This window comes from Streptomyces sp. NBC_01463, assembly GCA_036227345.1.
Taxonomy (GTDB): Bacteria; Actinomycetota; Actinomycetes; order Streptomycetales; family Streptomycetaceae; genus Streptomyces.
Genome location: CP109468.1, coordinates 6,013,446 through 6,038,551 on the forward strand (window position 1 = coordinate 6,013,446; position 25,106 = coordinate 6,038,551).

At 72.3% G+C, this 25,106-nt stretch carries 22 protein-coding genes and 2 tRNA genes; 20 read left to right on the top strand and 4 right to left on the bottom strand.

The window, feature by feature from the left end; all coding sequences use genetic code 11:
- Positions 1-131 precede the first annotated feature (131 nt).
- The 4 genes from OG521_26550 (at position 132) to OG521_26565 (ending at position 4,103) form a co-directional block, all read left to right on the top strand.
- On the top strand, positions 132-632 hold the full coding sequence (locus tag OG521_26550) for a hypothetical protein (protein ID WUW24136.1): 501 nt from the start codon (positions 132-134) through the stop codon (positions 630-632).
- Positions 633-720: 88 nt separating this feature from the next.
- Entirely contained in the window at positions 721-2,004 is a 1,284-nt protein-coding gene (locus tag OG521_26555; protein ID WUW24137.1) for a glutamate-5-semialdehyde dehydrogenase, read from the top strand.
- 65 nt (positions 2,005-2,069) lie between these two features.
- The gene (locus OG521_26560) at positions 2,070-2,648 is read left to right on the top strand and encodes a hypothetical protein (GenBank protein ID WUW24138.1); all 579 of its coding nucleotides are present in this window, start codon (positions 2,070-2,072) and stop codon (positions 2,646-2,648) included.
- A gap of 327 nt (positions 2,649-2,975) precedes the next feature.
- Positions 2,976-4,103 carry a hypothetical protein gene (locus OG521_26565; GenBank protein ID WUW24139.1) on the top strand — a complete coding sequence of 376 codons (1,128 nt, stop codon included), beginning with the start codon at positions 2,976-2,978 and terminating at the stop codon, positions 4,101-4,103.
- On the opposite strand, the gene OG521_26570 is transcribed toward OG521_26565, so the two are convergent.
- Entirely contained in the window at positions 4,027-5,175 is a 1,149-nt protein-coding gene (locus tag OG521_26570; GenBank protein WUW24140.1) for a M48 family metallopeptidase, read from the bottom strand. The two genes, OG521_26565 and OG521_26570, sit on opposite strands and share 77 nt — an antisense overlap.
- A gap of 110 nt (positions 5,176-5,285) precedes the next feature.
- On the opposite strand from OG521_26570, the gene OG521_26575 reads away from it, so the two are divergent.
- The 7 genes from OG521_26575 to OG521_26605 all read left to right on the top strand — a co-directional run bounded on the left by OG521_26575 (position 5,286) and on the right by OG521_26605 (position 9,624).
- Positions 5,286-5,438: a hypothetical protein gene (locus tag OG521_26575; protein ID WUW24141.1), complete on the top strand. Its 153-nt coding sequence runs from the start codon at positions 5,286-5,288 to the stop codon at positions 5,436-5,438.
- An 84-nt stretch (positions 5,439-5,522) separates the two neighbouring features.
- Positions 5,523-5,684, top strand: coding sequence for a hypothetical protein (locus OG521_26580; protein ID WUW24142.1), 162 nt, complete (start codon positions 5,523-5,525; stop codon positions 5,682-5,684).
- Positions 5,685-5,722: 38 nt separating this feature from the next.
- On the top strand, positions 5,723-6,340 hold the full coding sequence (nadD, locus tag OG521_26585; protein WUW24143.1) for a nicotinate-nucleotide adenylyltransferase: 618 nt from the start codon (positions 5,723-5,725) through the stop codon (positions 6,338-6,340).
- Positions 6,341-6,359: 19 nt separating this feature from the next.
- Positions 6,360-8,138, top strand: coding sequence for an LCP family protein (locus OG521_26590; GenBank protein WUW24144.1), 1,779 nt, complete (start codon positions 6,360-6,362; stop codon positions 8,136-8,138).
- A 203-nt stretch (positions 8,139-8,341) separates the two neighbouring features.
- On the top strand, positions 8,342-8,773 hold the full coding sequence (gene rsfS / locus OG521_26595) for a ribosome silencing factor (GenBank protein ID WUW24145.1): 432 nt from the start codon (positions 8,342-8,344) through the stop codon (positions 8,771-8,773).
- The gene (locus OG521_26600; protein WUW26806.1) at positions 8,770-9,423 is read left to right on the top strand and encodes a histidine phosphatase family protein; all 654 of its coding nucleotides are present in this window, start codon (positions 8,770-8,772) and stop codon (positions 9,421-9,423) included. Before rsfS ends, OG521_26600 begins: the two co-directional genes overlap by 4 nt.
- A gap of 128 nt (positions 9,424-9,551) precedes the next feature.
- Positions 9,552-9,624 (top strand) — tRNA-Ala (locus OG521_26605).
- 3 nt (positions 9,625-9,627) lie between these two features.
- On the opposite strand, the gene OG521_26610 is transcribed toward OG521_26605, so the two are convergent.
- A complete protein-coding gene (locus OG521_26610; GenBank protein WUW26807.1) occupies positions 9,628-10,485 on the bottom strand; it encodes a helix-turn-helix transcriptional regulator in 858 nt (285 codons plus the stop codon).
- Positions 10,486-10,842: 357 nt separating this feature from the next.
- Here OG521_26610 and OG521_26615 point away from each other — a divergent pair, with 357 nt between their 5' ends.
- The 4 genes from OG521_26615 (at position 10,843) to OG521_26630 (ending at position 12,973) form a co-directional block, all read left to right on the top strand.
- Positions 10,843-12,318, top strand: a complete 1,476-nt coding sequence (locus OG521_26615; GenBank protein WUW24146.1) for an MFS transporter — start codon at positions 10,843-10,845, stop codon at positions 12,316-12,318.
- Positions 12,319-12,388: 70 nt separating this feature from the next.
- Entirely contained in the window at positions 12,389-12,538 is a 150-nt protein-coding gene (locus OG521_26620) for a hypothetical protein (protein WUW24147.1), read from the top strand.
- Between the two features lie 3 nt (positions 12,539-12,541).
- Positions 12,542-12,775: a hypothetical protein gene (locus tag OG521_26625; GenBank protein ID WUW24148.1), complete on the top strand. Its 234-nt coding sequence runs from the start codon at positions 12,542-12,544 to the stop codon at positions 12,773-12,775.
- 125 nt (positions 12,776-12,900) lie between these two features.
- A tRNA-Ala gene (locus OG521_26630) sits at positions 12,901-12,973 on the top strand.
- A 60-nt stretch (positions 12,974-13,033) separates the two neighbouring features.
- Here the strand turns inward: OG521_26630 and OG521_26635 are convergent.
- Entirely contained in the window at positions 13,034-14,611 is a 1,578-nt protein-coding gene (locus OG521_26635) for a ferredoxin (protein ID WUW24149.1), read from the bottom strand.
- Positions 14,608-15,981 (bottom strand): hypothetical protein, encoded by a 1,374-nt coding sequence (locus tag OG521_26640; protein WUW24150.1) that lies wholly within the window; start codon positions 15,979-15,981, stop codon positions 14,608-14,610. Before OG521_26640 ends, OG521_26635 begins: the two co-directional genes overlap by 4 nt.
- 393 nt (positions 15,982-16,374) lie before the next feature.
- Here OG521_26640 and leuS point away from each other — a divergent pair, with 393 nt between their 5' ends.
- The 5 genes from leuS (at position 16,375) to OG521_26665 (ending at position 25,106) form a co-directional block, all read left to right on the top strand.
- Positions 16,375-19,248: a leucine--tRNA ligase gene (gene leuS, locus OG521_26645; GenBank protein WUW24151.1), complete on the top strand. Its 2,874-nt coding sequence runs from the start codon at positions 16,375-16,377 to the stop codon at positions 19,246-19,248.
- 156 nt (positions 19,249-19,404) lie between these two features.
- Entirely contained in the window at positions 19,405-20,121 is a 717-nt protein-coding gene (locus OG521_26650) for a hypothetical protein (protein WUW24152.1), read from the top strand.
- Positions 20,122-20,357: 236 nt separating this feature from the next.
- Positions 20,358-21,203: a DegV family protein gene (locus OG521_26655; protein WUW24153.1), complete on the top strand. Its 846-nt coding sequence runs from the start codon at positions 20,358-20,360 to the stop codon at positions 21,201-21,203.
- 163 nt (positions 21,204-21,366) lie between these two features.
- Complete coding sequence (locus OG521_26660; protein WUW24154.1) at positions 21,367-22,557, top strand: ComEA family DNA-binding protein; 1,191 nt, start codon at positions 21,367-21,369, stop codon at positions 22,555-22,557.
- A complete protein-coding gene (locus tag OG521_26665; GenBank protein WUW24155.1) occupies positions 22,554-25,106 on the top strand; it encodes a ComEC/Rec2 family competence protein in 2,553 nt (850 codons plus the stop codon). Before OG521_26660 ends, OG521_26665 begins: the two co-directional genes overlap by 4 nt.

The following is a 25,106-nucleotide window of genomic DNA, read 5'->3' on the forward strand; positions in this document are numbered from 1 at the left end:
AACGGCTGAAAGTCCAGCCTTCGGGCAGAGACCTTCACGAAAACCGCCCCATGCCGGGCCGCGGACTGGTCCACTTTGTAGCAGGGACACAGCGGGGTACAGCACAGCAACACATTCACAGGAGGCCGCCGGTGAGACGAGCGCGCCCGGGGGCGCCGCCCCGAGGAACGGGTGGTCGCGCCCTGACCAGCGTCGGAGCAGGGCCAGGCTTCGACGGAAGCAGGCCCGCGGACCGGAGGGACGAGCGGACCACCGGTCCGGAGCCGACGACGGCGGGCCAGGACCGCACCCAGTCGAAGCTGTGGCACATCACTCTCTGTGTCTCCGGTGCCGAGATCCCGCTGAAGGAGGTCAGACGCGGTCTGGAACAGCTCGCGCACGACCACCCCTTCCTGCTGACCAGCCGCTACGCCAACGACCACGCGGAGATCCGCTACTGGGAAGAGGCCCGCGACCTGCACGACGCGGCGGCCGTGGCCCTGCGGCTGTGGGGCGAACACCGCTCCAGCGCGGGGCTGCCGCCCTGGGAGATCGTCGGCCTGGAGGTCATCGACCGCGAGACGTACCACCAGCGCGTCGCCGAGGGATACGGGCCGCCCCCGGCGGCCCCCGTCGGGGTGCACCCGTACTGAACCGGCACCCGGCAGCCGTCCCCGGACGGCTGTCTCGCATCACGGGATACGTGACGGATGCCCGCAGTGTGCGCACTACTCTGCGGGCATGACCACGCTTTCGCCGTACGACAACATGTCCCCGGTCGCCCAGGCCGCCTACCGGGCCCGCTCCGCCGCCGCCGACATCGCGCCACTTCCGCGCGCGGCGAAGGACGACGCGCTGCTGGCGATCGCGGACGCGCTCGAAGTGCGGACGAACGACATCCTCGCGGCCAACGCAGAGGACGTGGCGCGGGCCCGCGAGGCCGGGACGAGCGAGTCGGTCGTCGACCGGCTGACCCTCACCCCGGAGCGGATCCGGGCCATCGCCGCCGACGTACGGGACGTGGCGGCACTGCCCGACCCCGTCGGCGAGGTGGTGCGCGGCTCGACGCTGCCCAACGGCATTGACCTGCGCCAGGTCCGGGTGCCGCTCGGCGTGGTCGGGATCATCTACGAGGCCCGGCCCAATGTGACGGTGGACGCGGCGGCGCTCTGCCTGAAGTCGGGCAACGCGGTGCTGCTGCGCGGCTCGTCCTCCGCCCGCTCGTCGAACGCCGCGCTGGTCCGGGTCCTGCGCGACGCGGTCGGCGGCTCCGGCCTGCCGGCCGACGCGGTGCAGCTGGTGCCCGGCGACAACCGTGACTCCGTACGCGAGCTCATGCGCGCCCGCGGCCTGGTCGACGTGCTCATCCCGCGCGGCGGCGCCTCGCTGATCCGCACCGTCGTCGAGGGGTCCACCGTCCCCGTGATCGAGACGGGCACCGGCAACTGCCATGTGTACGTGGACGCGAAGACCGACCTCGACATGGCGGTCGCCATCCTGGTCAACTCCAAGGCGCAGCGCCCGAGTGTCTGCAACTCCGCGGAGACCCTCCTGGTCCACCAGGACATCGCCGACGCGTTCCTGCCGCGGGCCCTGGACGCCCTCGCCGACGCGGGCGTCACCGTGCACGGCGACGAGCGGGTCCTGGAGTACGCCGAGGGGTCCAAGGCCACCCTGGTGGCGGCGACGCCGGACGACTGGGAGACCGAGTACCTCTCGTACGACATCGCCGCCGCCGTCGTGGACTCGCTGGACGCCGCCGTGGCGCACATCCGGCTCTGGTCGTCCGGCCACACCGAGGCGATCGTGACCACCTCGCAGGCCGCGGCACGCCGTTTCACCCAGTTGGTGGACTCGACGACGGTCGCTGTGAACGCCTCGACGCGCTTCACGGACGGCAGCCAGTTCGGCTTCGGCGCGGAGATCGGCATCTCCACGCAGAAGCTGCACGCCAGGGGCCCCATGGGGCTTCCGGAGCTGACGTCCACGAAGTACATCGTGACCGGCGACGGCCATGTGAGGTGACCTCGGGATGCGGCGAATGTTCCGTCTCCCTGCCCAAAACCATCCGGCGGGTCTAGGCTGAAGCCGTGCCGGACGACGTGGGGGGCAGGCCGTTCCCGAACGGCTGGGAGCCCGACGACGACCGCGGGGGCGCGGACGAGGACTTCGCCTCCGTGGTGTTCGACGAGGACTTCGTACGGGCCGCCGAGTTCCATGAACCCACCGCCGTCGAGCGGTTGTTGGCGGCCGCCGAGGCGCGCGCCGAGGCCGACGCCTTCCGGGCCCGGGCCGGCGGCCCGCTGGACGACGACCCCTACGACGACGGCTACGGACGCGCGGGCGGCTACGGCGACCCGCTCGACGCGGATGACGACGACACCTACGGCAGCGGTCCCTACGGGCGCCACGGCGGCTCCCTGCGCCCCTACCGGGGTGCCGCCCGCTGGCACCGGCCGGTGGCCTGGCTGCTCGCCGTGCTGATGGGGGTCGGCATGGTCGCGCTGGCCTTCAGCGCCGTCTTCCGCAACAGCTCGGGCGACCGGCAGGACCAGGTCCCGCCCCCGGCCACGAGCGGCGTGGACAGCGCACCGGGCCCCACCGCGGCCCCGTCCGCCGCGGAGGGCTACTCCCGCCCGCTGGTTTCCGCGGTGCCCCGCACCCCCTGACGCTCGCCGAGGGTTCCGCGGGACTTCGGGGTCTTCGGAGGTTCCGCGTCTTCGGAGTTCCGGAGTGCTTCGGGGCGCCTCGCGATCATGGCCGCACTCACCGCCGCACCCGCCGCGCTCCCTCCAACGGCCGACCCCGCCGTACCGGTGTGTCCGCCCGCCCTCTCCGCTTCGGGCACCGCCGTTTCCCCGGTGCGCATCCGCCCGGCCGGGGAACTCCGCGCCAGTTCCCGCCCGTGACCGCGTTTACACGGGTCGTAATCGACCTACTCTGAAGATATGACCCCTCACCCGCTCGTAGAGGGGGCTTCTCAGTCGGGAGAAGTCATGGCAGATCGCGGAGATCCACCCGAAGGCCCGTCGGAGAACAGCGCGAGCGGCAGCGAGGACGAGTACCGGTCCCTCGTCTTCGACGAGTCCTTCGTCCGGGCCGCCCGGCTGCAGGAGTTCTCCGCCCAGGAGCGCATGGGGGAGCACGCCCGTGCCGTCCGCAGCCTGCCCGGCCGCACCGTCCGCAACGGCTCACGGGCCGCCCTCGTCCTCGCCGTGCTGATCGCCCTGGCCTTCGGCACCGCCGTCTTCATGGGCTTCCGGCACCCCTATCAGAGCCCTGCCGCCAGGCGGGCCGAGCCGCTGCGGATGACCGTCGTCCCGCTGGCGCCGCGCGGAGCCGTGCCCGCGGGCACCACGGCCGCACTCTTCGCGAGCAGCCCCGCCGCCCCGTACCCGAAGGGCGCCGCGGGCATCAGCCTCCCGGTGACCCGGCGGACGGACAACTTCTCCGACAGCCAGGTGTACGCCGCCCTGGCCACCGCCAAGGACTACCTGGTGGCCTCCTCGCTCGACCTCGACGTCCTCGGCGGGAACGCGCTGCGCCCGGTGGAGTCACTGCTCGACCCGGACCAGATGGACCAGTTCGAGCGGAGCATGAACGAGCCGTACGACGACGGACTGCACGCGGCGACCGGCTGGCTGGTGCGCTTCGACCCGGCCGAGGTCACCCCCGACCCGGAGATCCGGGTCCGGGGCGCCCTGACGTACTCCGAGGAGGGGCCCGACGCCCTGGAGGTGCTCTCGGACCACACCTTCACCTATGTGCTCCGCCCGGCCGTCTCCGGTCCCCAGCAGGCGGGCGGAGCCTCGCTGTTCACCGTCCGGCGGGAGATGCGCTTCCGGTTCGACCGGGACGACCTGCGGCTGCACCGGCTGGAGGTGCGGACCAGCTACGTCCAGGCCGGTCCGCAGTCCTGCTCGGCCGACACCACCGGCGCCCTGCGTCCACTGCTCGCGGGCCACCGGGCCGTCTCGCGCGGCCCGGCGGGCACCGACCCGTACGCGACGGGCCGGCCCACCGCGGCGCTGTGCGGAACGCTGAAGGTCAGCTCCCTGCCGTCCCGGGCGCAGCCGGTCCCTCAGGGTCCTCAGGACCCGGGGACTGCTGCGAGCCGTCCGTAGGACCGTCCTGGGCCGTCCCGGTGCCCTTCCCGCCGCTGCCGCCCGCTCCGGTGAACTTGTCGCGGAGCTTGCCGCCCAGATCGCCCGCGCCGCCCGCTATGTCGCCGACCAGCTTCATCAGCGGGTCCTTGCTGCTGCGCACCGAATCGGCGTAGTGCGAGGCGGACTCCTTGAAGGCGTCCGTCACCGAGGTGTCCTTGTCCTCGTCGCGCCGCGGGTAGTGGCCGTCCATGATCCGCTGGTAGTCGCGGGTCTCGGACCACTTCTTCAGCTCGGCCGCGCGCACCGTGGTGAACGGGTGCGAACGGGGGAGCACGTTGAGGATCTTGAGGACGGAATCGCGCAGGTCGCCGGCCTTCTCGTACTCGTCGGCCTGGGCGAGGAACGCGTCCACGTTCATCTCGTGGAGGTGGTTGCCTCCGGCGATCTTCATCAGTCCGCGCATGGAGGCCTGCAGATCCTGGCCGACCAGCAGTCCGGCCCGGTCCGCCGACAGCTCCGACTTGCGGAACCACTCGCGCAGCGCCGTGACGATCGCCATGATCGCGACATTGCCGAGCGGGATCCAGGCCACCTTGAGGGCGAGATTGGTGAGGAAGAGCAGGATCGTGCGGTACACGGCGTGACCGGAGAGGGCGTGCCCCACCTCGTGACCGACGACCGCCCGCATCTCCTCCTCGTCGAGCAGCTCCACCAGGCCCGTCGTCACCACGATGATCGGCTCGTCGAGACCGATGCACATCGCGTTGGGCTGCGGGTCCTGGTTGACGTACATCGGCGGGACCTTCTCCAGGTCCAGGATGTAACAGGCGTCCCGCAGCATGTCGTTGAGGTGGGCGAACTGGGCATCACTCACCCGGACGGAGTCCGACAGGAAGAGCAGTCGCAGACTGCGCTCCGGCAGCAGTCCGCTCAGGGCCTTGAAGACCGTGTCGAAACCGCTCAGCTTGCGCAGCGCCACCAGCGCCGAGCGGTCCGCCGGGTGTTCGTACGCCCGGGACGAGATTCCCGGGAAACGCCTGCGCTGCCTGCTCGGCACGTGCTCATGGCTCTCGTGGCTGCCGTCGGTCATGGATGGGCCCCCTGTTCGTACGAGACGTCGCTCGCCCCCTGACAAATCCCAGCGTAGGTGCTGGGGCTACGGTGTGCGGGGGGCTGTGGATAACTGAGGAGACGCCCGACATGCCGCACACCGTTGCTCTGATCGCCGCCGCATCCGAGGACCAGGGGCCGGGCAACACGATCCGCATCGTGCTGATCGTCTCGCTCGTCGGAGCCGCTCTGCTGGCCTGGTTCCTGCTCCGCGGATACCGCAACGACGACAACAACGACTGAGTCGGCGTGAGCGTGCCCGGGGCACCCGCATACGATGTCCGCGACGTCTTCCCTCCGACTCCCGATCGATAGGTCCTGCCGAAGATGAGCCTCACGAGCACCGCACACCAGCTGGTCACCGTCGCCGCCGAGGGCGAGCACGGCGGCAACCACGAAAGTCTCAGCCCCTACCTCACCGGTGGCGGTGCGTTTGTCGCGCTTCTCCTCCTTCTGTGGATCACCACGCGCTTCAACCGCGACCGCTGAGGCCGAGGCGTACAGCTGTGCCAGTAGGCTCTGCACGCATGGGAGAGCAGGAAGTGCCTACCGGCCGCGGAAAACGCCGACTCGGCGTGATGGGCGGGACGTTTGACCCGATTCATCATGGACACCTGGTGGCGGCCAGTGAAGTGGCCGCCCAGTTCCACCTCGACGAGGTGATCTTCGTTCCGACCGGGCAGCCGTGGCAGAAGAGCCACAAGCAGGTCTCCCCGGCGGAGGACCGTTATCTGATGACGGTCATCGCGACGGCGTCCAACCCGCAGTTCTCGGTCAGCCGGAGCGACATCGACCGCAAGGGCCCCACGTACACGATCGACACCCTGCGGGACCTGCGCGCGCTCCACGACAACGCGGACCTCTTCTTCATCACGGGCGCCGACGCGCTCTCCCAGATCCTCACCTGGCGGGATGCCGACGAACTCTTCTCGTTGTCCCACTTCATCGGTGTGACGCGGCCGGGGCACGTGCTCACGGACGACGGGCTGCCGGAGGGCGGCGTCTCCCTCGTGGAGGTCCCCGCACTGGCGATCTCCTCCACGGACTGCCGTGTGCGGGTCGCCCAGGGAGACCCGGTCTGGTACCTGGTGCCGGACGGTGTCGTCCGCTACATCGACAAGCGCCAGCTGTACCGCGGCGAATGAGCCACGGAGAGGGGCACCGGTGAACGACCGACAGAATCCGTACGACCCGTACTACCAGCAGCCGCAGATCGTCGGCTACGACGAGTACGGGCAGCCGGTGTACCAGCAGCCCGGGCAGCAGCAGTACGACCCGTACGCGCAGCAGACCCAGCCGCCGCACCAGGCCCAGCAGCCTCAGCAGCCCCCGCAGCAGCAGGCGCCGCAGGGAGGCCAGGGGTACGGCTACGACCCGTACGCACAGCAGCAGCCACAGCAGCATCAGCAGCCTGTCGCGCCGCCGCAGCAGTACGACCCGTACGCCCCCCAGCAGCAACAGCCCCCACAGCATCAGCAGCACCAGGCGCCGCAGCAGGGATACGGCTACGACGGCTACGGGTACGACACCGGCCAGCAGCCCGCCGCGGTCGACACCACGCAGCAGTGGAGCATCCCGCAGCAGGCCCCGCCGCCCGCCGCCGCGGCCCCCGCGCCGACGCAGGAACCCGGTCCCCGGCCCGACGCCGAGCCGGAGGCGGGCGTCCCCGGACCGCGTCGCGGTGACCGCGACTACCGGACCGAGCAGTTCTCCTTCATCGAGGAGCCCGACGAGGACTCCGAAGACGTCATCGACTGGCTGAAGTTCACCGAGAGCCGCAGCGAGCGCCGTGAGGAGGCGCGCCGCCGCGGTCACAACCGGATGGTCGCGCTGATCGTCGTGGCCGCCCTCGTCGTGGTCGGCGGCGTCGGCTATCTGTGGTCCGCGGACAAGCTCCCGGGCTTCTCCGCGTCGGAGAAGGAGAACACCGCGGCGACCGGCCCGCAGCGCCGGGACGTCATCGTGGTGCACCTCCACAACACCAAGGGCGGCGGCACGTCCACGGCGCTGCTCGTGGACAACGTCACCACCAAGCAGGGCACCACGGTCCTCCTCCCGAACTCGCTGGCCGTCTCCGACGAGGACGGTTCCACCACCACGCTCGGCAAGTCGGTCGACGACGACGGAACCTCCGGGACCCGTGAGTCCATCGACACCCTGCTCGGCACCGAGATCAGCGGCACCTGGCGGCTCGACACCCCGTACCTGGAGAACCTCGTCGACCTCGTCGGCAACATCGAGGTCGACACCGACACCGCGGTCCCCGACAGCAAGAAGGGTGCCGCGCCCCTGGTGAAGAAGGGTGCCGCGCAGACGCTGAGCGGCCCGATGGCCGTCGCCTACGCCACCTACCGCGGTCCCGGTGAGGCCGAGGCCAAGCAGCTCATGCGGTTCGGACAGGTCATGCGCGGAGTGCTGCGGAAGATCTCGGACGACCCGAAGGCCGCCACGGTCACCATCCAGACGCTGGCCCAGATCCTCGACCCGTCGCTGCCCGAGAAGGACCTCGGCGCCTCCCTGGCCAAGCTCGCCGAGCACGCCAAGATCGGCGACTACAAGACGGCGCTGCTGCCGGTCCAGGACGACGGCACCCTCACCGACGCGGCCACGGAAAGCGTCGTCAAGGACATCCTCGGCGGCACCGTCAAGGCTCCGGCGGCGGACGCGGCGGTTCGGGTGGGCGTCAAGAACGGCACGGGCAAGGACAGCGGCACCGAGTCCGCCCGGGTCCAGCTGGTCAACGGCGGCTACACCTTCGTCAACAGCGGGAAGTCCGACGTGGTGGCCTCCTCCCAGGTCCTCTACAAGGACACGGCGGACCGGCAGAAGGCGACCGAGGTCGCGAAGACCCTGGGCCTGCCGACGAGCGCGGTGAAGAAGGGCACGCCGGCCGGGAACGCGGACGTGTCCGTCGTGATCGGCCAGGACTACAAGACCGAGTAGGGCGGTCCGTCCCGTCCGGGGGCGGCGCACAGGCAGCTCAGGCACGGGCCGGACACGGCTCGGAGGCGGCTCCGGGAGGGTTCCGGGGCCGCCTTCCGGCCACGTCCGGCGGCTCCAGGACGGTCCGTGCCGTATGACTGCGTGGGCTGTCGGCGGTCCGTGAGACCCTAGAGGTTGATCTGACCGCCGACGAAAGCCTGCATGTGACCGCCACGGACCGCTCCATCGAGCTCATCAACGCCGCCGCTCAGGCGGCCGCAGACCGGCTCGCGCACGACATCATCGCGTACGACGTCAGCGACGTGCTGTCGATCACGGACGCCTTCCTGCTGGCCTCGGCGCCCAACGACCGCCAGGTCAAGTCGATCGTCGACGAGATCGAGGAGAAGCTCCAGAAGGAGCTCGGCGCCAAGCCGGTCCGCCGTGAGGGCGACCGCGACGCGCGCTGGATCCTCCTCGACTACGTCGACATCGTCATCCACGTCCAGCACAGCGAGGAGCGCGTCTTCTACGCGCTCGAGCGCCTGTGGAAGGACTGCCCCGAGATCGCCCTTCCCGAGGACGCCGTGAAGACCCGCGGCAAGGCCGAGGAGCACGCACAGCTCACCGGCGGCACGGAAGGTGAGCAGAGCTGAACGGCAGCGGAAGCGGCAGGGGCCGCAGGATCGTCCTCTGGCGACACGGCCAGACGGCGTGGAACCTGGAGCGCCGGTTCCAGGGCTCCACGGACATCGACCTCACCGAGGAAGGCGTCGGGCAGGCCCGCCGGGCCGCCCGGCTGCTCGCCTCCCTGAAGCCGGACGCGATCGTCGCATCCGATCTGCGGCGGGCGGCGGCCACGGCTGCCGAGCTCGCCGCGATCACCGGACTCGGCATCGCGCACGACCCGGGACTGCGCGAGACCTATGCCGGGGCCTGGCAGGGGCTCACCCACGAGGAGATCGTGGGGCTGTACGGCGAGCAGTACGCGGCGTGGAAGCGCGGCGAGCCCGTGCGGCGCGGCGGCGGCGAGCTGGAGACCGAGGTCGCCGACCGGGCCGCCCCGGTCGTGCTCGCGCACGCCGACAAGCTGCCCGACGACGGCACGCTCGTCGTCGTCAGCCACGGCGGCACCATCCGGACCACCATCGGACGGCTGCTGGGCCTGGAAGCGCACCACTGGGAAGGGCTCGGCGGGCTCACCAACTGCTGCTGGTCGGTGCTGGGCGAGGGCGCCCGCGGCTGGCGGCTGCTGGAGCACAACGCCGGCACCCTGCCCGAACCGGTGCTCGGCGACGACGCCTGACCGGGTGCCGGTGCGGCGCCCGCGGGGCGTCCTCGGGCGGCGTCGGCCGGATTTCACTTTCCGGCTGGTCACAGGCTAAAGTTCTTCTTGTTCGCAGCGCGGAAACGCAGGGAAACACAGCGGACAGCGGGGCTATAGCTCAGTTGGTAGAGCGCCTGCATGGCATGCAGGAGGTCAGGAGTTCAATTCTCCTTAGCTCCACAATCAGGATCCCGTCCCCGAGCTGGGGGCGGGATCCTTGCTTGTTCCCGGGGCGGCACCGGGTCCCCTCCGGCGGGTGCGCAACGCGGTCAGCTGCTGCTCGCTCTCCTCGTCGGCAGACGTGTACACCACGATCCGGCACTCCGGCAGCCCGTTGACGGACAGCGAGACCGAGGTCATCCGGATCTCGGATGACGCCGCCCAGTGCCGGAACGTCTTCACCCGCGGCCCCGGCGGCGTGACGTCCCCGCTGCGCCACAGCCGGGCGAAATAGGGGCTGGCCGCCGACAGTTCCTCGATGTACCTCTCCCAGGCGGGCTCGCCCGCATGCCGGCCGTAGCCGCTGCGCAGCGTCGCCACCATGACGGGCAGCTCCTGGGAGCGGTGGACGACCGGGCAGTCCTCGTCGGACACCGTGAACAGCGCCCACAGCACGTTCCGCACCCCGGTCGCCGCCATCGCGGGCACACCGAAGAGGTCGAGGTAGGCGGGGTTGGCCGCCAGCAGGTCGTAGCGCGCGTTGTAGACGACCGCCGGGCGCGGGTCGAGCGCGTCGAGGATGCCCTGGACCTCCTCGCCGACCTCGGCCGTGTCGGACTGTCTGCCCGGGATGTACGCCACCTCGGCCAGGTGGTAGAGGTGCTCGCGCTCCGGCGGGTCCAGCCGGAGCGTCCGGGCCACCGCGTCCAGGACCTGCGGGGAGGCGTTGATCGGGCGGCCCTGCTCCAGCCACGTGTACCAGGTGACGCCCACCCCGGAGAGCTGGGCGACCTCCTCGCGGCGGAGTCCGGGCGTGCGCCGCCGGAAGCCGGGCGCCATGCCCACATCGGCGGGCGTCACCCGTGCCCGCCGACTGCGCAGAAACGCGGCGAGCTCCGGCCGCCGGCCGTGCTGAGAACCGCCGCGCGCCTGCGGCGTCCGGGGCGCCTGAGGTGCCTGAGACGGCTGCGGTGCCTGCGGTGCCTGAGGCGCCTGAAGCGTTTGTGGTGCCTGCGGTGCCTTCCGCGCGGACCGCCCCTGCGCTTCCTGCTGCTCCTGCCGCTCCTGTTGCTCCTGTTGCTCCTGCTGTTCCTGTCGTTCCTGAGATCTCCGCTGCTGTGTCGTCACCGTCGTCACACCCCCATCGTCGGCGCTACTCCGCGGTGTTGCCAGGTGCTGCCAGTACCAGCATCAACGGGCTCTCGTTACCCGTATGCGGCTGCGAACAGCCTTGAGGACATGGCCACGACTTCCGAGACAACTCCCCGTTCCTCCTCCAGTAAAGACCTCACCACCGACAGCCGTCCCGGACGGCTCCTCGCGCTCGTGCTGGCCGCCCAGTTCATGGCGCTGCTCGACCTCTTCATCGTCAATGTCGCCGCCCCGACGATCCGTGCCGAACTGGGCGCCTCGGGCGCCCAGTTGCAGCTCATCGTGGCCGGCTACACCATCGCGTACGCGGTGTTGCTGATCACCGGCGCCCGGCTCGGCGGCGTGTTCGGGCACGGGCGCGCCTATCTGGCGGGGCTCGCCGTCTTCACCGCCGCCTCGTTCGCCTGCGGACTGGCGGCGGGTACCGGGCAGTTGATCACCTTCCGGGTGGTCCAGGGGGTGGGCGCGGCGGTGATGATCCCGCAGGTGCTCAGCCTGATCCAGCAGAACTTCACCGGTGCGGCGCGGATGCGGGCACTCGGTGCCTACAGCGCCGTGCTGGCCGTCGGGGCGGCGGCCGGGCAGGTGGTCGGCGGGGTGCTCGTCAGCGCCGACCTGTTCGGGGCGGGCTGGCGGCCGGCGTTCCTCGTCAACGTGCCGATCGGGCTGGTTCTGCTGGTGCTCGGCTTCCGGGTGCTGCCGCGCGAACCGCGGACCGGGGCGGCCCGGCGGGAAGCGCGCGCCCGGGGCCTCGACGTGGCCGGCCTGCTGATGCTCGCCACGGGCGTCACCCTGCTGACCGTCCCGCTGGTGCTCGGGCAGGAGCTGGGCTGGCCGGCCTGGACCTGGATCTGTCTGCTCGCCTCCGTGCTGCTCCTCGCCGGGTTCGCGGCGTACGAGACACGGCTGGCCGCGCGCGGCGGCGCACCCCTGATCGCGCTCGGCGTGCTCCGCCTCCCCGGCATCGCCCGGGCGGCTCTGCGCATCCTGCTGGTGATGGCGGTGAACGCGGGCTTCCTGTTCACCATGGCGCTGCACGTCCAGGGCGGTCTGGGGTACTCGCCGCTGCACGCCGGACTGATGTTCGTCCCGACCGCCCTGGTCTTCGGAGCGGTGGGGCTGACCTGGCGACGCTGGCCGGCCCGGCTCCAGGGGGTCCTGGTCCCGTTCGGCTTCCTCCTCCTGGCGGCCGGATCGGCGGGCGTCGGCCTGGCCATGCGGAGCGGCGGTGACGGCGGGGCGGGGCTCTACGCGGCGTTCGTCGCCACGGGCTGCGGGCTGGCGCTGGGCTTCAGCCCCACCCTGACGGGGGCGCTGGCGAACGTACGGCCGCAGGACGCCGCCGACGCCAGCGGTGTGCTGGTGACCGTCACCCAGCTCGGCCAGCTGATCGGCGTCGCGGCGTTCGGCACGCTCTACCTCAACCGCCTTGATACGCCTGGGGCGCAGGGTTCGGGTGAGGCGTTGTGGGTGTGTGCGCTCGCCCTGTCGGCGGCCGCCGTCATGGGTGCGCTCGCGGGTCTGGTGAGGCGTCGGCGGAGGGTGGGATCTCCGGTGGGCTGACCCCCTTGCGGGGTCATGGCAGAATCGGACCGCCGGAAGGGGAGACGGACCGAACGGGATGGAGTGTGCGATGCCTGCGAGCCGCCACGAGGTCCCGGACCTGCCCTTCGTCCGCCGGGCCCGCGACGGCGCCGGCAGCTCGCCCCCGGCGGTCCGCACGCCCGGCGGCGACGCCGGAACCCGCCACTCGTGTACGGCCCGCGGCCGCAGCCGGAGCTGATCCATGGGTGCACACAGGCGGAAGTGCGACTGGTGCGGCAGCGGTACGCCGATCGTCAGGGACATGGACCCGGTCAACGTGGATTTTCAGTACTGGTGCGAGGAATGTGCACGGGCGCTGGTCATAAAGGGAGACCCCATCGAGACCTACCGGGAGCTGGAGGGGGAGCCGATCTACGGCCGGCTGCTGGAGGAGCACTGCACGCTGAAGCGCTTCTACTCCTTCGCCACCGCCTGACCGGTGACCCGTGACCGGGACCCGTGGAGGGGCCGCGGGCGGACCGATCGGAAACGATTTGGTGGACGGCCGGGGAGACCGGTAATGTTCTCGATGTCGCCACGGGAGACCGGGCGGCGCGACGCGGGGCTATAGCTCAGTTGGTAGAGCGCCTGCATGGCATGCAGGAGGTCAGGAGTTCAATTCTCCTTAGCTCCACAGTGAAGATCGAGCAGCGGACCATCCGAACCGGATGGTCCGCTGCTCTTTGTCGTGCGGTCAACTCCGGCCGCTGCCCAGGGCCTTCCGTCCGGCGGCAGGCGGCAGCGCGGGCCGTTCGGGGGCCTGCTGCTCGATCCGGAGCGCCAGGGCGGGGCACCGGCGTACGGCACGCTGGGCGCGCCCCCGCAGATGCATCGGGACGGCGGCGTCCGCGAGCGCCGGGTATCCGTCGGGGCCCAGCCTGATCAGCTCCGGGACGATGTCCGCGCAGAGTCCGTGGCCCCGGCAGAGCGTCCAGTCCACGGCGAGCTTCTCGCCGCTCGGAATGGACTCCTCCAGATCCTGGTAGCCGGGTGCGGGCAGCGGGAGGACGCCGAGCGTCGGGCGGCCGCAGCCGCCGTCCAGGACGTGCGCGGCCAGGTCGTCCGTGAAGGCGGAGAGCGTGGAGCCCAGGAAGCGCGCCGAACCGTCCGGGTGTTTGCAGGCGCCCCGTCCCTTGACCGCGAGGGTCACCTCGCGCAGCGCCTCAAGGGCGGCGGGCCCGCCGCCGTTCAGCACGTCGGAGAGGCCGCCCGCGGCGGCCGGCAGTCCGAGCTTGCACGGGCCGCACTGGCCCGCGGTCTCGGCGGCCAGCCAGTTCGCCACCCGCAGGGACTCGCCCAGCGGGCAGGTCTCCGGTCCGATCGGCAGGATCGCCCCGGCGCCCAGCGCCCCGCCCGCCGCGGCCAGCGACTCCCGGGAGACGACGGCGTCGTGCGTGGCGTTCGCGGTGATCCAGTTGCCGTGGTAGCCGCCCGTCAGCACGCCCTGCGGCAGCGGCGGGGCGCCGGCCAGCTGGAGCACGTACCGCAGCGGCACTCCGGTGGGCACCTCGATGACCATCGGACGCGCGACCGCGCCGGAGAGCGTGAGGAGCACCGTGCCGGGCTCGTCGGGCAGGCCGGTGTTCCCGTAGCGGCGGGCGCCGATGCGGGCGGCGACGGCGAGCTGTGCGTACGTCTCCGCGTTCGACAGCAGGGTGGGGGCGCCGCCGACCCCCGACTCGGCGGCCCGCTCGCGGCGGCCCGGCGGCAGGGCGGGGCCACCGGAGGCCGCCCGGATGACGGCCGAGGCCTCACCGGACACCATCCGCTCCGGTGTCCGCACCACCCGGGCGCGCAGGGCCTGGCCGCGCCGGTCGGAAAGCCCCCGCTCGGCGAGCGCCGAGCGCACCGAGATCTCCGTGGAGTTGCGGGTGACCGCCACGATCAGCGTCCGGGCGCCGAGCGCCTCGGCGGCCAGCAGCGCGCCGTCCAGGATGAGGTGCGGTGCGCGGTTGAGCAGCACGGTGTCCTTGCGGCAGGCGGGCTCGCCCTCGCTGCCGTTGATCACGACGACCGGCCGCACCCCTCGCTTGATCGACGACTTGGCGACGGCCCGCAGCTTCCTGCCGAAGGGGAACCCGGCACCGCCGCGGCCGTTCAGCGAAATGGACTCGGCGAGTTCCGCCAGGCGTTCGCCGGTCATCGGTTCCAGCGGGCCGTGCACCTTCAGGTGCATGCCGAGGTCGAGCCGCTCCACCAGGTCGAAGCCGCTGGTCAGCTGAGGGAGGCCGACGACGCGGACTTCGGGGACGTCGGGGAGGGGGATGTTCACGGTCGGTCTCCTGCGGGTGCGGTCCAGGGTTCTCCGGCCGGGGGCGGATAGAACGGCCCCGGAAGCGGCGCGGTGTCGTCGACGGCCGGCAGTGGAGAGGTTGCCGCCCCGGCGCCGTACGGGGACTCCTGGACGGGGACATAGGGGGAGCCGACGGGCTGCACGGGGGTGAAGACCGGACCGGGCTCGAAGGGATCGCGGGGCGCGAACGGATCGTTCTTCGCACGCCGCGGCTGCGCGGGTTCGTACGGAGCGCGCGCCGGCTCCGCGGGCGCGGGCGGCGGGCGCAGTGCCTGCGCGGGCGGGGCGGGGGACGGCGCCGGCCAGCGCGCGGACGGCTGCTGCGGGGCGGTGGGGCCGGTGGCCAGGGAGACCGCGCGGTAGCCGGCGGCGATGCCGGGACCCGGGTCCGTACGGCCGCCGGGAGGGCTCGGGAGCGGGCCCATGGAGAGGCGGTCCGCGCTGCGGGGCGGGGCCTCGTGGAGCGGCGGCGCCGGCGGCGCGAGGGTGGTCCGGGGGCGTTCGAAGGAGGAGGGCAGCGGGGTGCCGCGCACCTGGTGGCCGAGGCCGCCCCGGCCGGCGTCGCCCGTGCCGTACGCCCCCGGCAGGGCCGCGGTGTCAGCGCCGGGCAGCGGGGCCTCGCGGATCACCGGCTCGGGTTCGGGCAGTGCCTCCGGCCTGATCAGTGCGGTGACCGTCGCGGCGATCCGCCGCTTCACCGGCGGCGGCAGCATCCGCAGACCCAGTGCGGCCGCCACCGCGGCCAGGGACAGGCCGTACATGACGACGACCCAGACCGCGGGCGGCCGGCCCGCGTACAGGCCGTGCACCAGGGCCGCGCACCAGGCCGGGTAGGACAGCGCGTGCAGGGCCCGCCAGCGTCCGGCGACCCTGCTGGGGGTGGCGAAGGCGCTGCGCAGGGCGCCGGTCGCGGCGGCCACCACCATCAGCAGCCCGGCCAGCGCACCGAAGCCGATCAGCCCGGCCGTACCGCCGACGCCGAGCCCGAAGGGTATGAGGGCGCCGAGCAGCTCCACATGCCCCAGCGAGACCTTCACCGTGACATGGAGCAGCAGGAAGCCCAGCGAGGCGGCCGCGGCGGTGCGGTGGACGGCCTGGCCGATCAGCCGCTGCCGGGAGGAGAGGAACATCCGGTCGGTGGCGAGCAGGCCCCAGCCCACCGCGGCGGTGAGCGAGACCAGCGAGAGAACACCGGCGGTGAAGTCGAACGTGGCGCGCAGACCGTCGCTGCCCGCCACGGCGAGCAGCGGGAGGAGAACCAGCACGGCGACGGTCAGCCCGCCCTGTACCGGTCGGCCCGGCCCCCGCAGAGGGGCGGCCGATGAGCGGATCCTGCGATGAGGGTTCATGGGGGCGACTCCGAATGGCTCGGCAAAGCGGTCCCGTTGCCGCATGCTAAGTCGGGCCGTACCGGCCGGTACGGGGTTTGAGTGGTTGCCCCGATAGAGGGCGTTACGCGGAGTAACCGCCGCTTCCCGGACGTTCTGCCGCACGTTTCGCATCGCGTCCTGTCCACGGACCGGCGGTGCCCGGAAGGGGGCCGGGCCTGTGCGGTACCCTGACGCCATGCGTGCCGTACGCCTTCTGCTTAGCGAGCCGCGCTGATCAGTCCCGACCGGTGAGAACGCCTGGTCGGCATCGGCGCGGCGTCCCCTCCTGTGCGAGGGGATTTTTCGTTTCCCCAGACGCGTGTCCGTAGACGTGGGCGCCGGCAGATGACGATCGATGGAGCTTTGAGGATCATGAGCGAGACGAATTCCGCAGCCGACGTTGCTGCGCCGCACCGCTATACGGCAGCGATGGCCGCCGACATCGAGGCACGCTGGCAGGACTTCTGGGACGCCGACGGCACCTACGAGGCGCCGAACCCGACCGGTGACCTGGCGGGCGATCCGGAGCAGGCCGCCAAGCCCAAGAAGTTCATCATGGACATGTTCCCGTACCCCTCGGGCGCGGGCCTGCACGTCGGCCACCCGCTGGGCTACATCGCCACCGACGTCTTCGCCCGTCACCAGCGGATGACCGGCCACAACGTCCTGCACACCCTGGGCTTCGACGCCTTCGGCCTGCCCGCGGAGCAGTACGCCGTACAGACCGGCACGCACCCGCGGATCTCGACCGAGGCCAACATCGAGAACATGACGGCGCAGCTGCGCCGGCTGGGCCTGGGCCACGACAAGCGCCGCTCGTTCGCCACGATCGAGTCGGAGTACTACAAGTGGACCCAGTGGATCTTCCTGCAGATCTTCAACTCCTGGTACGACACCGACGCGGACCGCGCCCGGCCGATCGCCGAACTGGTCGCCCAGTTCGAGTCCGGCGAGCGCCCGACCCCGGACGGCCGTGACTGGAGCGCCCTGAGCGCCGCCGAGCGCGCCGACATCCTGAGCGATCACCGGCTGGCCTACGCCTCCGACGCGCCCGTCAACTGGTCGCCCGGTCTGGGCACGGTGCTGGCCAACGAGGAGGTCACGGCCGACGGCCGCTCCGAGCGCGGCAACTTCCCCGTCTTCAAGTCCAAGCTGCGCCAGTGGAACATGCGCATCACCGCCTACGCGGACCGGCTGCTGAACGACCTGGACGGGCTGGACTGGCCCGAGGCCATCAAGCTGCAGCAGCGCAACTGGATCGGCCGCTCCGAGGGCGCGCGCGTCGACTTCCCGGTCGACGGCGCCGGCGACATCACCGTGTTCACCACCCGCCAGGACACCCTGTTCGGCGCCACCTACATGGTGCTGGCGCCGGAGCACGAGCTGGTCGAGCGGATCATTCCGGCCGCCTGGCCCGACGGCACCCACCCGGTCTGGACCGGCGGCCACGCCACCCCGGCCGAGGCCGTCACCGCCTACCGCAAGCAGGCCGCCGCCAAGTCCGACGTGGAGCGGCAGGCCGAGGCCAAGGACAAGACCGGCGTCTTCACCGGCGCGTACGCGACCAACCCGGTCAGCGGCGAGCGGGTCCCCGTCTTCATCGCCGACTACGTCCTGATGGGCTACGGCACCGGCGCGATCATGGCCGTGCCGGCGCACGACCCCCGGGACTTCGCCTTCGCGCGCGCCTTCGAGCTGCCGATCCGCTGCGTCGTCGAGCCGTCGGACGACCGCGGCACGGACGCCTCGACGTGGGAGGACGCCTTCGGCTCGTACGACGCCAAGCTGGTCAACTCCGCCAACGACGAGATCTCCCTGGACGGCCTGGGCGTCGTCGACGCCAAGATCCGGATCACCGAGTGGCTGAAGGAGCACGGCGTCGGTGAGGGCACCGTCAACTTCCGGCTGCGCGACTGGCTGTTCAGCCGCCAGCGCTACTGGGGCGAGCCCTTCCCGATCGTGTACGACGAGGACGGCATCGCCCACCCGCTGCCCGAGTCGATGCTGCCCCTGGAGCTGCCGGAGGTCGACGACTACTCGCCGCGCACCTTCGACCCGGACGACGCCGACACCCAGCCCGAGACCCCGCTGTCGCGCAACGCCGACTGGGTCGACGTCACGCTGGACCTGGGCGACGGCGCCGGCCCGAAGAAGTACCGCCGCGAGACCAACACCATGCCCAACTGGGCCGGTTCCTGCTGGTACGAGCTGCGCTACCTGGACCCGAACAACAGCGACAAGCTGGTCGACCCGGCGATCGAGCAGTACTGGATGGGCCCGCGCGAGGGGCAGCCGACCGGTGGTGTCGACCTGTACGTGGGCGGTGCCGAGCACGCCGTACTGCACCTGCTGTACGCCCGCTTCTGGTCCAAGGTGCTGCACGACCTGGGCCACGTCTCGTCCGCCGAGCCCTTCCACAAGCTGTACAACCAGGGCATGATCCAGGCGTTCGTCTACCGGGACAGCCGCGGCATCGCGGTCCCGGCGGCCGAGGTCGAGGAGCGTGACGGGGCCTACTACTACGAGGGTGAGAAGGTCTCCCGCGTCCTGGGCAAGATGGGCAAGTCCCTGAAGAACGCCGTGACGCCCGACGAGATCTGCGGCGAGTACGGCGCGGACACCCTGCGCCTGTACGAGATGGCCATGGGTCCCCTGGACGTGTCGCGCCCCTGGGACACCCGCGCGGTCGTCGGCCAGTACCGGCTGCTGCAGCGGCTGTGGCGCAACGTCGTCGACGAGGAGAGCGGCGAGGTCACCGTCGTCGACGCCGAGCCCGGCGAGGACACGCTGCGCGCGCTGCACAAGGCGATCGACGGTGTCGGCGGGGACATGGCCGGGATGCGCTTCAACACGGCCATCGCCAAGGTCACCGAGCTGAACAACCACCTGACGAAGGCGGGCGGCCCGCTGTCGCGTTCCGTCGCAGAGGCCCTGGTGCTGCTGGTGGCGCCGCTGGCGCCGCACATCGCCGAGGAGCTGTGGCGCCGGCTGGGCCACACCGAGTCGGTCGTGCACCAGGACTTCCCGGTCGCCGACCCGGCGTACGTCGTGGACGAGACCGTGACCTGCGTCGTCCAGATCAAGGGCAAGGTCCGGGCGCGCCTGGAGATCTCCCCGTCGATCACGGACGCCGAGCTGGAGACCCTGGCCCTGGCCGACCCGGCGGTCGTCGCGGCCCTGGACGGGGCGGGCATCCGCAAGGTGATCGTCCGGGCGCCGAAGCTGGTGAACATCGTTCCGGCCTAGCCGGCGGCCGCGGCACCCGTCGTCGTGACGGTGTGAGGGCTTTCCCCTACGGGCAGGTTGGGGGTTCCAATGGAACCCTCCGCCTGCCCGTTCCGTTTACGGTGGAGGAGCGGGTGAAACCGTGCCGGAAGCCGTCACACCATCCGAGGGGCGCTCATGGAAGCCGTGATCCTGATTCTGGGGCTGCTCGTCGTCGCCTTCATGGCCCTCGGCGTCTACGCGACCGTCAAGGTCATCGGGGCGGCGAAGCGCGGCGTGGACCGCACGCTGACGCAGGCCCGCCGCACGGTGGAGGACACCACGCTGCGCGCCAAGAGCTACGGACAGCTGGGCGTCGGCAGCGAGCTGGCCCAGCTCCGCCTCTCGCTGCGCACCTCGATGCGCGCCACGCAGGAGGCGCTGCAGACGGGTGTGGTCGAGGACGCCTCGCTGTCGGAGTCGCTGGGACTGTTCGAGCGCCTCGGAGTGCATGGCCGTGAACTGGACGAGGACCTGAAGCGGCTGGAGCGCGAGCCCGACCGGGCGACGGTGGCGTCCTTGCTGCCCGGGCTGAAGGAGCGCACCGACCGGATCACCCGGGCCGCGGAGTCGCTGCGGTGGGCGGCGCGCGACCGGGCGCGGCAGTTCGCCGACGACGACCTGGCGGCGCTGAACGTACAGATCGACGTGGAGGCCGGTGCGCTGCGGCACTGGACGACGGAGGACCCCGAGCCGGGGACGGCACGCCCCGCGGACCGCCGTCAGGAGCCGCCCGTGAAGGACCCGGGAGCCGACGGGGGGACCGCCCAGGCCATTGCGGGCGCGGACCCGCTTCGGCGGACCGGGGCCGGGTATCCGTGGCAGAAGACGGCGCGGCCGGAGACCACCAACTGAGGGTCGGACGGCGAGGCTCTGGGCGGATATGGGGCGCGAGGCTGCGCGTGGATGGGGCAGAGGGCTTCGCGTGGACGTGGCACGAGGTTGCGCGTGGATGGGGCACGAGGCTTTTGAACGGACGTGTCGCGAGGCTTTGAACGGACGTGGCAGGATGCGGCGCGAAGCGACCGGTACTGATCATTCGGTCGGGGTCGGACTGCCGGGTCCCCGCCCCGGCAGGTAATCTCCCGCTCATGTCCCGCCATGTCGCGATCGTCACCGATTCCACGGCCTACCTGCCGCCCCAGGCGATGGAACGGCATGGCATCACCGCAGTGCCGCTGACCGTCGTCCTCGGCGACCAGGCGCTGGAGGAGGGCACCGAGATCTCCGCCCGCTCGCTCGCGCTGGCCCTGCAGAAGCGCCGCTCCGTGACGACGTCGAGGCCCAGCCCCGAGGTCTTCTCCGCCGCCTACCGTGCGGCGGCCGACGCGGGAGCGAGTGCCATCGTCTCGTTGCACCTGTCGGCCGAGTTCTCCGGTACGTACGACGCGGCTCTCCTCGCCGCGAAGGATGCCCCGGTGCCGGTGCGGGTGGTGGACACCGGGATGGTCGCCATGGCGCTCGGGTTCTGCGCCCTGGCGGCGGCGGAGGCGGCGGAGGCGGGCGGCAGCGCGGACGACGCCGTGACCGCCGCCGAGAAGCGCGCGGCAGGCACCTCGGCCTACTTCTACGTCGACACCCTGGACTATCTGCGCCGAGGCGGGCGGATCGGCGCGGCGCAGGCCCTCCTCGGTTCGGCCCTTGCCGTGAAGCCGATCCTCCAGCTCGACGGCGGCCGGATCGAACTGCTGGAGAAGGTGCGGACCGCCTCGAAGGCCATCGCCCGGCTGGAGGAGATCGTCGCCGAGCGGTCCGGCAGCGGGCGGGTGGACATCGCGGTGCATCACCTCGCGGCCGCGGAGCGGGCCGAGCGACTGGCCGAGCGGCTGGCGGAGCGCGTTCCCGGCCTCGTCGACCTGCATGTCAGCGAGGTGGGCGCGGTGATCGGCGCCCATACCGGTCCGGGGCTGCTGGGAGCTGTGATCTCTCCGCGCTGATCCTGCCCAGCTGATCTTGCTTGGCTGATCTTCCGGCGTGGCTGGGTGGCCTTACTTGTGGCGTCACTCTCCGGAGTGCCGGAGTTGTTCACAACCAGCTGTTTTTCCACCGGAATTGGGTGTGCTCGGCGGGATCCGACGGAAGTGCCTAGCGTCGTGAGGCATGGCTTCCCGATCACATCGTGCAACCACTCGTGCAACCGCTCGCGCGACAACCCGTGCAGCGACTCGTGCCGCCGTGCGTACGGCCGGTGGAGCCGGCAGCGGGCCCGGCCGTGTTCCGGCCTCGGACGGACGTGTCCGGGGCGGTCCGGGAGGTCCGGGTGGTTCGGCCGCAGGACCTGGTAGGCGGCAGTCGCGAGGCCGCAACGCCACCGCTGCCGCGGCCGCGGCCTCGCGCAGTCGCGCGGATGCGCTCATGGCGGGCGGATACGGGGGGCGGGTCGCACGGCCGGTGCTGGGGTTGGGGGCGGAGGCCTCCATCGCCACGGCGGTCGCGTCCTCTTCTCCGCCTGTGGCTGTGGCGGGGCCGGGGCTGGGGCCGGGGCCGGGGCCGGCAGAGGTTCAGGGTTCGACCACGGGTTCGGCTTCTGCGGGTCGTTGGGAGCGGGCCGTTCCCGCGCTGCGGGAGCGGCTGCCGGTGTGGCTCCAGCTCAGGTGCGGGCTGGAGCCGAAGACGCTGGCCGCCCTCACCGTCGTGCTCGTCGCGGCTGCGGTGTTCGCCGCGATGCACTTCTGGTCCGACCGCCCCGCATCCGTTCGGGCTCCGGAGCGTGTCGGTGAGGCCGCGGCTTCGGGGGCGGACGCGGACGCGGGCGGGCCCGTCACGCCCGAACCGTCTCCAGGGGCGGCGCCTGCCGCCGGTCCGGGGGGTCCGGCCGGTCCGGCCGGTTCAGGCGTTCCGGGCGCGCAGATCGTGGTGGACGTGGGCGGGAAGGTGCGAAGGCCCGGGATCCACCGGCTGCCGTCCGGGTCCCGGGTCGCGGACGCGCTGCGCGTGGCGGGCGGGGCCCGCCCCGGCGTGGACCTCGACGGCCTCAACCGGGCCCGGGTGCTCGTGGACGGAGAGCAGATCATCGTGGGTGCCCCGCCCGGCCCGGCTGCCGCGGGCGGTACGGGCGCAGGCACCGGCGGTCCGGCTGCGGCGAGCGGTGCCCCCGCCGGACCGGTGAGCCTCAACAGCGGGACGCCGGAACAGTTCGACACCCTGCCGGGCGTCGGCCCGGTCCTGGCGCAGCACATCATCGACTACCGGACCCAGCACGGGGGTTTCCGGTCCGTCGACGAACTCCGCGAGGTCAACGGCATCGGCGACCGCCGGTTCGCGGATCTCCAGCCCCTGGTGCGACCGTGAGTTCCCAGGACGTCCACGCGGCGTCGGGGCGGCGGCTCGGACTCTCCGATCCGCGTCAGGAGGGCCCGCTCGATCTGCGGCTGGTCCCGCCCGCGCTGGCGGCATGGGTGGGTGCCGCTTCCGCCCTGGGAGCGCCCGGACGCTGGGTGGCCGTGGGGGTGGTGCTCTGCCTCGGGGCAGCCATGGTCCTGGTGGCCGTGCCGGGCTTCGCGCCGCTCCGGGCCGTACGCGCGGCACGTGCCGGTGGTGACGGTCGCGCGGAGGGAGGTGCCGGCGGTGGGTGGCGACTGCGCACCACGGCTGTCGCGGCGGTGCTGCTCTGCGGGGCGGCGGGGGCGGCGTCGTCCGGTCTGTACAAGGCCGGTGCGCGGCAGGGGCCGGTGCCCGGGCTCGCCGGGCAGTTCGCGCGCATCGAGGCGGAGATCATCCTGACCTCCGACGCCCGTCGCACGACACCCCGGGTACGCGGTGACCACAGCACCCCGGTGTCCCTGCTCCTGGACGCCGAGATCGTCCGGCTGGCCGGGCGGGACGGCACGGCCGTACGCCTGCGCACGCCGGTACTGGTCGTCGTCACACCCGGCGACGCGATCGCGCAGTGGCAGCGGTTGCTGCCGTCCACCCGGCTGCGCGTCGACGGCCGGCTCGCCCCGCCGCTGCACGCGGGGGAACGTGCGAGCGCGGTGCTGCGGCCCGGAGGAAAGGGGCCGCCGCGTGTCATCGGCCCACCCACCCGTCTGCAGCGCACGGCGGGCGGCTTGCGGGCCGGGCTGCGCGCCGCGACCAAGGGCCTCGGCGCCGATGCGCGGGCGCTGCTGCCGGGACTGGTCGTCGGTGACACCACGCGCGTCACGCCGGAACTGCACGAGGCGTTCCGGGCGACCGACCTCACCCACCTGATGGCCGTTTCGGGAGCGAACCTGGCGATTCTGCTCGCCCTGCTCATCGGACCGCCCGGCAGCGCGCTGCGCGTCGAACGCCGGGGACTGGCACCCCGGCTGGGGATCCCGCTGCGGGCTACGGCTCTGCTCGGCGGCGGACTCACCCTCACCTTCGTGCTCGTCTGCCGGCCCGAACCGAGCGTGCTGCGGGCGGCGGCCTGCGGTCTGATCACCTTGCTGGCCATCGGCACCGGACGGCGCAGGTCGCTGATCCCCGCACTGGCCGCCGCCGCGCTGCTGCTGGTGCTCTACGACCCGTGGCTGGCCCGCAGTTACGGCTTCGTCCTGTCGGTTCTGGCCACCGGGGCGCTTCTGACGCTGGCTCCGCGATGGAGCGAAGCCCTGCAACGCCGGCGGGTGCCGCCACGGCTCGCGGAGGCGCTGGCTGCCGCGGCGGCCGCGCAGGCGGTGTGCGCGCCCGTCGTGGTGCTGCTCGCCTCCCGGGTGAGCCTGGTGGCGATCCCGTGCAACCTGCTGGCCGAGTTCGCGGTGGCGCCCGCCACGGTGCTCGGGTTCGCCGCGCTGGCCACGGCGCCGGTGGCCATGCCGGTGGCCGAACTGCTCGCCCGGGTGGCGGGGTGGCCGGCCGGCTGGATCGCGTCCGTGGCCCGGACCGGAGCGGGGCTCCCCGGGGCGGAGACCGACTGGCCCGACGGCAGGCCGGGGGCGCTGCTGCTGGCCGCGCTGACGGTGCTGCTGGTGCTGTTCGTACGGCGGGTCGGGCGCCGGCCCTGGATCTGCGCGGCGGCCGCGCTGCTGCTCGTGCTCGCGGTGCTCCGCCCGGTGCCGCTGACCAGGGTGATCACCGGATGGCCGCCGCCCGGCTGGGCGTTCGCGATGTGCGACGTCGGTCAGGGGGATGCCCTGGTGCTGGCGGCCGGGCCCGGTTCGGGAGTCGTCGTCGACGCCGGACCCGACCCCCGGCTCGCCGACCGGTGCCTGCGCGACCTGGGCATCACCCGTGTCCCGTTGCTGCTGCTCACCCACTTCCACGCCGACCACGTGCGGGGCCTGGCCGGTGTGCTGCGGGGCAGGGCGGTGGGTGCGATCCAGACGACGAGCCTGGACGAACCCCCGGAACAGGCCGCGTTCGTCAGGAGAACGGCAGCCGCGGCCGGCGTCCCCATGGTGCGGTCCGCCCCCGGCGAGCGGCGCCGGATCGGACCGCTCGACTGGCAGACGCTGTGGCCACCGGGCGACGGGACCACCACGGCTGCGGGCCCGGCCGTCGGCCCCGTGCCGGACGAGCCGAACGACGCGAGCGTCACCCTGTTCGTACGGGCCGGCGGGCTCACCCTGCTGCTCCTCGGCGACCTCGAACCCCCGGCCCAGCAGGGGCTGTTGCGCAGCCACCCGGCACTGCCGCCGGTCGATGTGCTCAAGGTCGCCCACCACGGCTCCGCCCACCAGGACGCCGCCCTGCTGCGCAGCGCGCATCCGCGGCTGGCCCTGGTGAGCGTGGGCCGGGGCAACCCGTACGGGCACCCTGCCGCCCGGACGGTCGAGGCGCTCAGGTCCGGGGGAGCGGTGGTGCTCCGCACCGACAGGGACGGAGCGATCGCGGTGACCGGCGCCGGGCGGGGACTGCGGGCGGTGGGCCGGTCATGA